General features: G+C 37.3%; 11 protein-coding genes. 8 read left to right on the forward strand and 3 right to left on the reverse strand.

The features are described from left to right. Positions 1 to 11: 11 nt before the first annotated feature. Positions 12 to 2,984 carry an Ig-like domain-containing protein gene (locus EWM59_RS02010; protein WP_130019270.1) on the reverse strand — a complete coding sequence of 991 codons (2,973 nt, stop codon included), beginning with the start codon at positions 2,982 to 2,984 and terminating at the stop codon, positions 12 to 14. 621 nt (positions 2,985 to 3,605) lie between these two features. On the opposite strand from EWM59_RS02010, the gene EWM59_RS02015 reads away from it, so the two are divergent. Further along, complete coding sequence (locus EWM59_RS02015) at positions 3,606 to 4,115, forward strand: DUF1572 domain-containing protein (protein ID WP_130019271.1); 510 nt, start codon at positions 3,606 to 3,608, stop codon at positions 4,113 to 4,115. Between the two features lie 78 nt (positions 4,116 to 4,193). Here the strand turns inward: EWM59_RS02015 and EWM59_RS02020 are convergent, their stop codons facing one another. Further along, a complete protein-coding gene (locus EWM59_RS02020) occupies positions 4,194 to 6,602 on the reverse strand; it encodes an ABC transporter permease (protein ID WP_130019272.1) in 2,409 nt (802 codons plus the stop codon). 190 nt (positions 6,603 to 6,792) lie between these two features. Here EWM59_RS02020 and EWM59_RS02025 point away from each other — a divergent pair, with 190 nt between their 5' ends. The 7 genes from EWM59_RS02025 to EWM59_RS02055 all read left to right on the forward strand — a co-directional run bounded on the left by EWM59_RS02025 (position 6,793) and on the right by EWM59_RS02055 (position 12,266). After that, complete coding sequence (locus EWM59_RS02025; protein ID WP_130019273.1) at positions 6,793 to 7,239, forward strand: AAA family ATPase; 447 nt, start codon at positions 6,793 to 6,795, stop codon at positions 7,237 to 7,239. Positions 7,240 to 7,603: 364 nt separating this feature from the next. Next, the gene (locus EWM59_RS02030; protein ID WP_130019274.1) at positions 7,604 to 8,167 is read left to right on the forward strand and encodes a DUF4136 domain-containing protein; all 564 of its coding nucleotides are present in this window, start codon (positions 7,604 to 7,606) and stop codon (positions 8,165 to 8,167) included. Between the two features lie 157 nt (positions 8,168 to 8,324). After that, a complete protein-coding gene (locus EWM59_RS02035; RefSeq protein ID WP_130019275.1) occupies positions 8,325 to 8,924 on the forward strand; it encodes a macro domain-containing protein in 600 nt (199 codons plus the stop codon). Between the two features lie 177 nt (positions 8,925 to 9,101). Then, complete coding sequence (locus EWM59_RS02040; RefSeq protein WP_130019276.1) at positions 9,102 to 9,923, forward strand: L-2-amino-thiazoline-4-carboxylic acid hydrolase; 822 nt, start codon at positions 9,102 to 9,104, stop codon at positions 9,921 to 9,923. Between the two features lie 129 nt (positions 9,924 to 10,052). Then, entirely contained in the window at positions 10,053 to 10,493 is a 441-nt protein-coding gene (locus tag EWM59_RS02045) for a hypothetical protein (protein WP_207219931.1), read from the forward strand. Between the two features lie 52 nt (positions 10,494 to 10,545). Further along, positions 10,546 to 11,160, forward strand: a complete 615-nt coding sequence (locus EWM59_RS02050) for a GNAT family N-acetyltransferase (RefSeq protein ID WP_130019278.1) — start codon at positions 10,546 to 10,548, stop codon at positions 11,158 to 11,160. A gap of 209 nt (positions 11,161 to 11,369) precedes the next feature. Beyond that, entirely contained in the window at positions 11,370 to 12,266 is an 897-nt protein-coding gene (locus EWM59_RS02055) for a UbiA prenyltransferase family protein (RefSeq protein ID WP_130019279.1), read from the forward strand. A 21-nt stretch (positions 12,267 to 12,287) separates the two neighbouring features. Here EWM59_RS02055 and EWM59_RS02060 read toward each other — a convergent pair whose 3' ends face one another. Beyond that, positions 12,288 to 12,686, reverse strand: a complete 399-nt coding sequence (locus tag EWM59_RS02060) for a GNAT family N-acetyltransferase (RefSeq protein ID WP_130019280.1) — start codon at positions 12,684 to 12,686, stop codon at positions 12,288 to 12,290. Positions 12,687 to 13,032 lie beyond the last annotated feature (346 nt).

Raw genomic sequence — 13,032 nt, forward strand, 5'->3', positions numbered from 1 at the left:
ACCGGATAATCTTATTGGCAATCCTGTATTCTGGCAATAAATACTTCACTTGCTCCTGCCTGAAAGCCTGGCGAAAGTGTAATTGATTTTCCTGCAAAGTAATTAGTAAGTGTACTTACATTAGCTTTGCTTGTGATGGTTTGAGAAACTGCATAAGTACCTGCTTGTTGATTAATATTAGCAAAACTGAGATTAATATTAAGCGTAGCTGTGGCAACGGTTCTACTTGAGGTACACGTGCCAACCGTACAGCTTGAATAATAAGCAGTTGTGCTTGAAAGCCCCGGTGTTATAAAACTTGTGCCTGTACCTAAAGAGCTACCGCCGGATGAAGCAGCATACCAGTTAATAGTACCTCCCGTACAACCGGAAGCATTTAAAGTTACTGTTCCTGCCCCGCATCTGCTTCTGCTTGTAGTAGCGGGTGCAGCCGGAGGAGTATTTATTGTAGCCACTACACTTGCTCTGCCTGATGTGCAAAGGCCAACTGTACAGCTTGCGTAGTAGGTAGTTGTCGTAGAGATACCTGGGGTAGTAAAGTTATTGCCTGTACCTAAAGAACTACCGCCGGAAAGGGTATTATACCAGTTAATTGTGCCTCCTGAACAGCCTGTTGCCATAAGTGTTACTGTGCCGGTTCCGCATCTCTTTCCTGATGTAAGACCCGGGGCTGCCGGATTAGTGCTGATTATGGCTTTTATCGGTGCTCTGCCTGACACACATGAGCCAATAGTACAACTCACGTAATAAGTGGTTGTAACAGAGAGATTAGGGGTAGTAAAGTTTGCCCCCGACCCTAAAGAACTCCCTCCTGATGCGGCTGAATACCAATTAATCGTACCTCCTGAACAACCCGAAGCACTTAAGGCAACAGTACCTGCGCCACATCTGCTTTTGTCTGTTGCACCCGGAACAGCAGGCGCAGGAATAATGGTAGCAGTTACAGCTAATCTGTTAGAAAGACAGTTCCCGAGAGTACAGCCAACATAATAAGTAGTATTTGCCGAAATATTCGGAGTAGTAAAATTAGCTCCGGAGCCCAATAAACTGCCCCCATTTGCGGCTGAATACCAATTAATCGTACCTCCTGAACAACCCGAAGCACTTAATGCAACGGTACCCGAACCACACCTGCTTTTATTCGTTGCCGTTGGAGCGGCAGGAGCAGATGTAACCGTAACTATTACACTTGACCGGCTGGCTGACACACATGAGCCAACGGTGCAACTCACATAATAGGTAGTAGAAGAAGAAATACTGGGAGTAATGAAACTGGTACCTGTACCTAATGAGTTTCCTCCGGCTGATGCTGCATACCAATTGATGATCCCTCCTGAACATCCTCCGGCATTAAGCGTTACTGTTCCTGTTCCGCATCGGCTGTTGCCTGTTGTGGTTGGTACCGCAGGTGTAGAAGTAATGGTGGCAGTAACGGGGGTTCTGGTTGATGAACAAGCAAGAACAAGACATTCTACGTGATAGGTGGTTGTTGTAGTAAGATTAGGGGTAGTAAAACTCGTACCTGTACCTAAAACGGTAGTACTGACCGACGAAGCATACCAGTTAAGGGTTCCGTTGGTACAGTTCGCAGCATTTAGAGTTAAAGAACCTGCGCCACATCTGCTTTTTGAGGTAACTGTAGGAGCAGTAATAACAGTTGTTCCGAGGCAGGTAGCTGCTGTTACTTCGGCTCTCAGTTTATCTCCGGGTTTAGTGCCGAACCCATATGCAAAGTTAATGCCAGTATTAGTGATATGACAATAACTCATAATAGTACCTGTATTATAAGGTATGTCCGGGGGGCTACAAGAACCTTCATAGTATCCTGCTGAAGGACCACAGTTATCAATTGCTCCACCCGGCCATGTACATGAGTGTGTATGGGGTAAACCAAAATTATGTCCTAATTCGTGAGCAATTACACCTACATTCCAAGAGTATGTCGGAATATTTACAACAGCAGTATTGAGATTACCGCTCACCCCATAAGCATAATACGGAGAGCATGATTGAAGAACTGACCGGGTGGTCATATTGCCATAGACAGAAGAACCACTACTGATATATGCTACTCCACCTCCAAGACTTCTGGTGCTTAACAGATGAGCCAAATCGCCTGTAAAACTATAACCATCAAAAATGTATAAGGCTTGTAAACTATTTCCCGCATTTACATATCTGTCTGTAGTTGTCCAGATGCTAAGGTTGGATAAAACAATACTTATTCCTTCATTAACATATAACTTCGCTACATTGTTAAAAATCGCTGCGACATAATTTACTACATTATTTGTATTACTCCCCAAATCCAGATAGGTACTATAATCAGCCTCCATGTAGATTTCTATCATTCTACATCCATAACTTGTATTATTTGTTTGCTTATTCAATGAGTCATTAGTAAGTTTTTTGTTGATTTTATTCAGGAGACTTGTATCTACCTCAATCGGTTCTTCTGTCTCAAATGGTTGGTTAACAGGTATATCATTGGTTTCATAAATAATATGTAAGTTGGTTGAATTATCTTTTATTTTTCCTATTGTAAACCGATAATTCTCTGTATCAATAATTCCTTCAATACCCGTATCGGTTATGGTAAGGGCTACAAAAGATTTATCAACCCCCAATACTCTTCCCCAGTAGCAGGATGGTAACTTAAAAGGTATTTCTCCATCCTGAGTTCTGACTTTAAAAGCAGGTGAAGTAATAGTGGCAGGAGTTAATTCTACCTCTATATTGCCTCTGTTTTGGGTTGGAATGCTTATCGTATAAGCATTTTTCTTATTTAAAAGAAGATTATATTTGGGTTGGTCAATTGCCAACAGTCGTGCACTTGCCAGATTGTCAATGAATTGCTTTGTTTCGTTATTGAGTGTCTGAACATTGGTGAACGCAGGAGTCGTAAATAGATTATCTACTTTTTCCTGGGCCAGCAATAAGTTGATTTCAAAAACTAATAGCAACAGTAGTATTATTTTTTTCATGATTGTCGGGATATGATTTAACCCTTAAATATATACCTAAAAAAAGTTAATTCTGAAAGAAGGCTTCGATTTTTATTTATCGTTACATCTTTCGAATTAAATATTTTTTAGAAGGGAGAAATGTGTATTTTTATGGGCTGATTATTTTGTTGTGCTAGGATAGTTTCTTCCTGATGTTACTAATAGAACTATTGTTCTAAAACCTTGCAAAACGGTGGTTATCAGAAAAGATAGAACAATACTGCTGAGTATTTTTAATTGATAAATTATTATAAATGAGGTTATACTTACTGATTATTATTTATTGCCTGTGTACGCTGAAAGGTTTTTCTCAAGATACGCTTCAACATTCACTCTTATGGAAGATTTCCGGGAATGGGTTAAAGTAATTGCCGTGGTGCCGGTCATCTGGCAGGAGAGAATGGGTTGATTGTTTTATTGAAAGCAAAAGGTTATTCGGTTACAGCTGTTTTAGATTAAAGATAATCCTGAATAATATTGGTATAGACTTATTATCATAAATGATAGCCTTTAGCTATTAAATGAGTAGAAGAATTGAGAATAAGGGCAATTTTGATAATGGGGTTACTTGTTGAATCATTAATTATTAACTTATATCTTATGACAGATTACCTCAACAGCACCCGCAAGCAGTTTGAATATTATAAACTATTGGGCGAAAAAACTTTTGCTCAGGTGTCAGATGAGCAGTTGTTCTGGCAGTATAATGAAGAAAGCAATAGTATTGCCATGATTGTAAAACATCTATGCGGTAATATGCTATCACGTTGGACAGATTTCCTGACAAGCGATGGAGAGAAAGCATGGCGACAAAGAGATACCGAGTTTGAAAATGATATAACTACAAGAGAAGAACTATTGGCTAAATGGAATGCAGGCTGGAATTGCCTATTTAAAGCATTAGACACTCTAACAACAGATGATTTGGGCAAAGTAATTTATATCCGCAACGAAGGGCATTCGGTTATTGAAGCCATTAACCGCCAGTTAGCACATTATCCTTATCATATCGGGCAGATTGTATTCATAGGCAAAATGGTTCTTGATAATAACTGGACGTCTTTATCAATACCCAGAAAAACCTCTAACCGCGCGGCGGACCTTACCTAAAGGAGGATTTTAGCTAATTTACAGTTATATTTTTTACCCAAACTCCCCTTTAGGGACGGTTCGCCGTGCGGTTGGGGGTTACTCACTCTTCAACGTCTTCACCGGATTCATCAAAGCTGATTTAATACTATGGAAACTTATGGTTAATATGGCAATCAGCATAGCGGTCATTCCTCCTGCAACAAATACCCACCATTGAACAGACACTTTATAAGCAAAACCTTGTAACCACCAATGAATGGCATACCAGGCCAGTGGAGAAGCAATAAGTACTGCCCAAAGAACAGGTTTCAGAAAATCTTTTGAAAGTAGTAGGGCAATACCGCCTACAGTAGCCCCTAATACTTTTCGGACTCCTATTTCTTTGGTGCGACTACGGGCTGTAAACATGGCTAATCCTAACAAGCCTAAACAGGCAATGTAAATAGCTAAACCTGCAAACCAGTTAAAGAGTGTGGCTAATTGTTCATCTGACTCATATTGCTGCTGAAAATAAGTATCAAGAAAGAAATATTCAAAAGCATTATTCGGGAAAGCATTTTTATAGATTTCTTCAATTAAAAATAACGTGTTTTTTATATCCTGGCTTTGTACCGTAAGTGTTAAATAGGCACTATTCCACGGAATATGTTGAAAGACAATCGGCTTCGTATTGCTTTTCAATGATTCCTGATGGAAGTCTTTTACTACGCCTACAATCTTTTTAGGTAAAACATCACCAATTTCCTGATTTAATGCACTTTCAGGTGTTGCAAAACCAAAAGCTTTCATAGCTGTTTCATTGATAATGACGGTATTATCATCTAAAATTATTTCTTTCATAAAGTTTCTGCCAGCCAGTAGTTTAATGTCATAAGCAGCAATAAACTCTTCGTCAACAGCTACCATATGACAGAGTTTAAAAGTATTGGCTGCTTCATGGAAACGTTGGTATTCTGCTGTCCAGAATATTTCCCGACCCGGAACGGAAGATGAAGCCGTCACATTTTTTACGCCTGCATTAGCTAAAATCCGGTCTTTAAAGAAGGCTATATCATTAGTAAAACTGCCAGTACGTAATATTTTGGGCGTATTGATAATCAGTTTTTGGTCGATACTCATACCTAAGTCCTGCTGCTGCATAAATTTTATTTGCTGGTTAATAACAATGGTAGAGATAATCAGCATAATAGAAGCTGAAAACTGAAAAATCACTAAGCCTTTACGGAATAATTTACCTGAGGAATTAGTGGATAAGCGACCCTTTAAAACCATCATAGGTTTGAAAGAAGACAGCGCAAGTGCCGGATAAATGCCTGATAAAATAAACCCTAAGCAAAATACGATTAGGATTGCCAGGTAAAAGACAGGTTGAGAAAGAATAGTAAAATCTGACTGAGTAACAAATCGGGTAGCAATCAGAAAAAGCCCGATGCCTATTAGTAGGGCAAGCAAGTTAAAAATGAATGATTCTAATAAAAACTGACCTACTAATTGTTGTTTCTCTGAGCCTAATGTCTTTCTGATACCCACCTCTTTACCTCTTTCCATACCCATCACAGTAGAAAGGTTAATATAATTAAGCCAGCCTATGGCAAGAATCAATAAGGCGACCGCTATTAATACGTAAAGTATTTCCATCTTACCGCCGGGTTCTATTTCTGAAGCACTGAGCGAATGCAAATGAATATCACGGAGCGGCTGCAAGGTCATGGTCTGATGAATATTGTATCTCTTCCACAGGCGGCCGAGATGTTTTTCAATAACAGTTGCAATATTTTTTTCTACTGAATTAACCTTAGTATCGGGCTTAAGTAGGAGATAGGTATAAAAATTTGTCCAATACCAACCACCATTGACAAACTGGTCGTTTTTAAGCAGATTCTGGATAGCAAAAATAAAATCGAAATGGAAGTGGCTATTGTCAGGCACATCGGCAAATACACCACTTATTATATAGTTTCCTCCCTGCCATTCAGAGGTCAATTGTAATACTTTTCCAATGGGGTCTTCCTGACCAAAGTATTTTCTGGCCATTGATGCCGAAATAACTACCGACTGAAGACTTTGTAATACATGATTAGCAGAGCCCTTGATTAAAGGGAATGAAAAGACCCTGAAAAAAGAAGCATCGGCATAAAACCCGTTTTTCTCCTGAAAACTCACTGACTCTCCGGTGGATTTTCGATAATTAATCATACCCTCTGCCCGATGCAAACGCACAAAATCTTCTATCTCTGGGATTGATTCTTTAATAGCAGGTCCTTCTGCATAATAGCTTATAGCACTGCTATTAGTCAATACTTTATTCTTGAAATCATTGAGACGAATCCGATAAATCCTATCGGCATTCTCGTGGAACGAGTCGTAGTTTAGTTCATCAAATACATATCGGGTAATAAGCATAAAAGCTGCCATGCTTAAAGACAGCCCAATAATCATAATCAGAGAGATAGCCTTATGCTTTAATAACGTTCGCCAAGTGATGGTGAGGTAGATTTTTAACATATTAATAAGAGTTTGAATCTCAGTAAATGTATAACTAATTTTTTAGTTTTGAAACGAGTTTATTAGTTTTGTTAAGGAATTAATTATTTTGATTATATAAACTGATTTTTTATTTATTATATGTAGCAAAAGAATTGGTTTTAAGACTTATCTTTGACTTATTATAGTATCAGACTAAGTGACTAAAACCATGCAAGCCATTATATTTTGTGGGATACAGGCCACAGGTAAATCCACTTTCTACAAGAAACATTTTTTCAGAACTCACGTACATATATCACTTGATTTATTGAAAAACCGCCACCGGGAAGATGTATTTCTGCAAGCGTGTCTGAGCACGCAACAGGCTTTTGTGGTAGATAACACCAATCCGACTAAAGCAGAAAGAGAGAAATATATTCTGGCAGCCAGGCAGCGTAAATATAAAGTGATAGGGTACTATTTTAAGTCGGATGTAAAAGATGCCTTATACAGAAATGCTTTTAGAGAGGGTAAAGAAAATATCCCCGAAGTTGGCATCAGAGGGACTTACAAAAAATTGGAAGTACCCGACCTGACTGAGGGTTTTGATAAATTATATATTGTTGAGATAAAAGATGATGATTTTTTAGTTAAAGCATACCCCGATGAAATTTGACGATTTAGACCTCAAAATGAGGATTCATGAAACTGCTTAGGATCGATATGCTTTGCCTGAAACCACTATGATGATAAAAATAAAGTAAAGAAATCTTTATAAATTATACCAATCAGTATTAAACCAAGTTGACTATTTTTTGTCTAAAAAGTATATTTCCACAAATTCAAATCCTGTTCAGGTTAAAGATAATTGGTGTAGGAAAAAGAGGCATTTTCCCTCCCTGTTTTTTAACATTCTTTAACAGAATAATGAGCTAATCAACAAACTGATTTGGATTAAATTTCGTTAATATAGTATAGTTTAATGTTAATATAATATAGTAAATCCAAGCGTTACAATAAATTTCAAGAGTAAAGGAAAGATGAAGGAACTGTTTAAAAAGGCCTTACTCATCGGGATGATTGGGTTAGGCATTTCAAGCGCAAAAGCACAGGTAAGTACACATAAAGACCCAACTGCTGATTTCGGTGATTATCGTTCGTTTGCATGGATTCAACCGGATATTCAGACACAGAATCCGCAATACAACAATCACCTGATTACTAAAAATATTCAGGCAAACGTTGATGAGATTTTGTTGAAGAAGGGTATGAATATCAATACAAAGAAACCGGACTTGTTGTTGAGGTTCCATACTGATACTGAGAAAGAAACCACTCGTGGTTTTTACAGTCCAATGCGTCCGATGATTGGATATACCCGTGTGGGTAGATTTATAGTACCATATAATATGGGATATTATGGTGGAGGTTATTCTGCACCTTATTCATATACCAAAGGTACTTTAGTGATTGATGCCATTGATGCTAAAACCAATAAACTGGTTTGGCAGGGAAGTATTTCAGCGGCCTTGAATGATCGTAAAATCGACAAGCAGATTGAAAAGGGTGTCAGCAAAATCATGAAGAAATATCCGACATCGTAATCTCATTTGCGTTCGTCAAACTGCATACGCAAAAGGGAATGTGCCAAACGGTATGTTCCCTTTTTTGTTGGCTTAAAGTCTTTATGTTATCTTTGAAGGATAAAACCATTGCTACCATGCTGCGCGGGCAATGGAAAACTTTACTATTTATCATACAATGAAAATTATTTTAGCTGCTGTTGACTACAGGCTGATAAGTGCCTGGAATACATTTTTTGGAGAAGAACCAAATGTGTCGATTATTGAAACAGACATTACACAACTTGCATGTGATGCCATTGTGAGCCCTGCTAATTCTTTTGGTTTCATGGACGGAGGTCTTGACTATGCCCTCTCAGAAAGATTCGGTTGGGATTTGGAGAAAAAACTACAACAACGCATCAAAGACCTGCCCGAAGGCGAGCTTTTGGTTGGACAGGCTATTGTACTGGAAACGGGCGATAGTACTATTCCTTTCCTGATTTCTGCGCCTACTATGCGTGTGCCGATGAATTTTAATATTGATACCTCTGTCAATGCTTATCTGGCAATGAAGGCTATTTTAATTAAAGCTAAAAATGAGCCTGGAATTAATTTAGTTGCTATTCCCGGACTTTGTACAGGAGTAGGGCGAATGTCTCCGATGATTGCCGCAAGACAGATGTTTCAGGCATATAAAGAAATTATCTTAGGTGAAAGAATGGATTTTAAGAACTTTAGTGAGGCTCAGAAATACCAATGGAATATTAATCCGCAGAGTATGATTTATATACATTAATTCTATGCGGTTAGTCGTATGGACGATTTGAAAAATCGTGATACATGTAGAAAGGGAATGTGCCAAACGGTATGTTCCCTTTTTTGTTGTTCAGTTTTTATGTGGTTGTTGTTTGACTAAAATAAAATTTAGATTAATCTAAATTTTATTTTTATATTTGTGGAAAAATATGAAACAATGATACATTCAATAAAAACACTATCAAAAAAAAGCATTCTCTTTGCCATTGGTTATGTGGTTATCAAATGGCTGATTATTTTAAGTGTGGGTGCTTATTTAGCTAAACAAGGCTTATGGAAAAATGAATACCTGTTTATATTACCTCTGATAGCTGGTTCGGTAGGTCTTTTTAGATACCTCAAAAAAGAGCCACCTTATAAACGCTATTTCAGAAAAGCACTTGATAGCTTCTATCCAAAATATGCCAAGGAATTAGCAGACGATATTGATGCCCAATACAAGGAATTAAAAGAAGACGTCAGTTTTGCTAAAACATCAGCTAATCCGATGGACAGGCGACTTGATTTATCAGCTTATTTTCTGGCATTAATTATAGTATTAGATAAAGCAGGGGAAAGTTTTGAAAAAATAAGAGAAGTAGCTCTTTTTACCATTACAGAATATCTACGCCCTAAAACCCAGTGGCAGGCGGTTTTAAAAAAATTACCCGTTAAACTGGTAAGAACCACTTTTGGCAGATATATGATTAAAGCTTTTGCAAAAAAGGTCGGGCAGAGAGGAAACCCTGAAGGTTTTGTTGCCCATATTATTACCGATAAAAAACAGACAAACGGCTTGGGCTATGGCGTTGATATTATAGAATGTGGTATCTGTAAACTTTTCAAAAAACATAATTACCAGAAATACGTCTCAATTTTGTGCGAGGTTGATAAATATACAACCAGTTTAGCAGGGTTATCCATGATACGCACTGATACTATTGCTAACGGGGCGAGTAAATGTGATTTCAGGTATCAAATAAATCTGAAAATTCTATGAGTTGAAATGATAGAAATTGCTACATTGAAGTACTTTCTATATTAGATGTGACTTCTTCTTATGTCAAGCAAAATTTCAAAAATAGCAGTCAGTAATATTGTTGACCGTCTATGTCTTATACTTTTTTCAATGAAAGTAATAAGCCTTTTAATTCCTGTTGAGTTCAAATCCTTTCAATTCAGAGAAGCCTTTAAATACTATCATAACTTAGGTTTAGTAGTTGCAATATTCGTGTGGCTTATGATTTATTTCTATCTTAAAAATGCCAATCTAAAAACATGGATTAAGGCACTTATAACAATTCCGATTCTTATCATTTCTATTATAGCCTTTTCTATATTTGCTATCGGTCTTTGTAAAAATCGTGAAGTCCGTGATTTGTACATTAAAACAAATGGAAATGAAAAAATCGTAAAAAGAAGTTTTGACTGTGGCGCAACAACCGATAATGATTATGACATATTGTATTTAAAGCCAATTACGCCGCTATTCAATTTCAGATGGCCAGTTGATACAACAACTATTGATAAAAAAGAATGGCAACCTGTAATTAATAATAATAGGGAATAATGTTTCCTTTTTCCAAAAATTTGTATTTTTACGTATAGCTAAAATACAAATTATGAAAAACTTTACAAACTCCGTTCTTCGGTTTATACTGGGGCTTAAACGACCGTCCAGTAGTACCAATAAACGTTTGCTCCACAAAAATGGAGAAACGCTTTCATCTTTCATCATCCGTGAAGCAGTTGCGAAAGACATTGATGATTTAGTAACCCTGCATATCCAGACCTGGTACGAAACCTATTCTAATTCAAAACATAAACTATCCCGTGAGTATATCCATCGGCACTGGAAAGATTTTTTCAGTCGAACAAATGAGGGGTGGTTTTGTTTTGTTATTGAAAATACCCATACAAATCGGCTGATAGGGTATGCCAAAGGCAAGCCATATGCCTCAGGAGACCTGCCTGATTATGCAGGCGAACTCAATAAGATTTATGTACTAAGAAACTATCAGCGATTAGGCTTTGGTGCTAAATTGGTAGGGCATGTTTCCAGGCGTTTCCTTGATAATGGCATTGCTTCAATGGTTTTGTTTGGCGTTCCCGAAAATCCTTCCTGTGGGTTTCATGAGGCTATGGGCGGAAAAAGATTGTATGGTGCTAACCGGCAATTTCATGGAGGGTATGGTTGGAAAGATTTACAGAAAGTAGCAGAAACAACCCCTATTTAGATCAATAGAGCAATCAATGAATAAAAGAATATTTCATGTTCACACACAAATAACAGGATTATGATTCAGCCGAACGAAATGAAAGCAGAGCGACCTATGGAGATTGCTAAACGATTAAGAAACCGTTTTATAAAGTAGAGGCATTGAAATCCGAAACAAAAAAGGTTTCAGATGCGTTAGCAGAGAGTCGGATTATTAAAATGGGTTAGATGTTTCAGTCGGTGATAAAAGGGTTTTTCTTTGGTAACTATTTTTATGGGATATGTGCCGTAGCGCTTTCAATAGAAGCGGCCTTGCAACAGGAATATCCATTGAATAAACCCTATTATTATGGACTGGTCTTTGCGCTTACAGTCTGGTTTTATACATTAGCTTACATTACCGACCCCGCTTTAAGCTCGTCTAAAAATCCAAGAACTAACTGGTATATTCAGCATAAGACTTTTGTTAAATACAGTCAGTTATTTTGCCTGTTACTTGGTATCATCGTAGGTCTCTATATTGTTTATACTTATTGGCACGAGTTATGGCATATTCGCCTCAATCAACTAATTCCTTTATTACTGACGCCATTAGCTGCTATATTTTATTATGGTCTTAGTTTCTTACCCAGATACAATTTAAGAAAAATAGGCTGGCTCAAACCTTTTGTCATAGGTTTTACATGGGCAGGGCTTATTACCATTGCACCTATTATTTTTTATAACCTTACCCACCAGAGCGGGCAGGGTATCAGTCCAATAGGGTGGTGGTTACTGCTGAAAAATTTCATGTTTGTATCTGTCTTGTGTATTATGTTTGATATTAAAGACTATGCTACTGATTCTAACCATAATGTTAAAACCTTTGTGGTAAAGAAAGGGCTCAGGTTTACTATTTTTAGTATTATTCTGCCTTTAACCATTGCCGGATTAATAAGTTTTCTGATTTTTGGTACTTTTAACCATTTCTCACAAACAAGACTTATCCTGAATGTACTGCCTTTTGTAGCTATGATAAGCGTATGTTATGCTTTGAAGGAAAGGCGGAATATATTTTTCTACCTCATTATCATTGATGGGCTGATGTTTTTCAAAGCTGCTTGTGGAATTATTGCTTCTTTATAAATGTGAAGTCGGAGTGAAAAATTATTTTTCTCTGAAAATGATAAAGCCATTATCCACTTTTTCCATTCCTATTTTCGGATAATACTCCATAGCTGTTGGTACTGATAGCAGCAAAACCATTGATTGTTCGCCTGCTTTTTCTTTGGTAAGTTTTACCAATTGCTTTCCGATACCAGACGCTTTATAGTCTTTCCGTACAGCTAAATCGGCCAGATAACAGCACCATACCCAGTCGGTAATTGCACGTGAAACACCAATCAGCAATTCGTTATCCCAGGCTGTAACTATTAAGTTGGCATTGGCATACATTTTGCCAATTCGTTCAGTATCGTGCGTAGGTCTGGGTAATCCGGCATTTTCGTATAGCTCAATAATTTGTTCGGAAGTGGGTATTACATCGGTTTTGTAGATGAGCGGCATATTAGTTTTTCCTTAAAAATGCTTTAAAATTCAGTAAACGTATAATAGTTAGTAAAAATACAAAATATTTATATTGAATGAGTTGAGCAGAATTATAGTGAAGAAAAATGCTGATAAAAAAAGAGAGAAAGATTAAAAAAGTAGAAAATTAACCGGAACTATTGTAATAGCGAGTGCTTGGCTGTATATTTGCACCAGGAATAAACCCTTACCTGAACTAAAAAAAACTAACAATCACTGATGAATATACGTTTCAGATGCGTGTATAATCTTGCAAAAATACCATTCCAGCTCTATCACCATACGTGAATTGCGGAATGGTATTTTTTGTTAAATTACTTGTAAT

Source organism: Emticicia agri (assembly GCF_004168285.1).
Lineage (GTDB): Bacteria > Bacteroidota > Bacteroidia > Cytophagales > Spirosomataceae > Emticicia > Emticicia agri.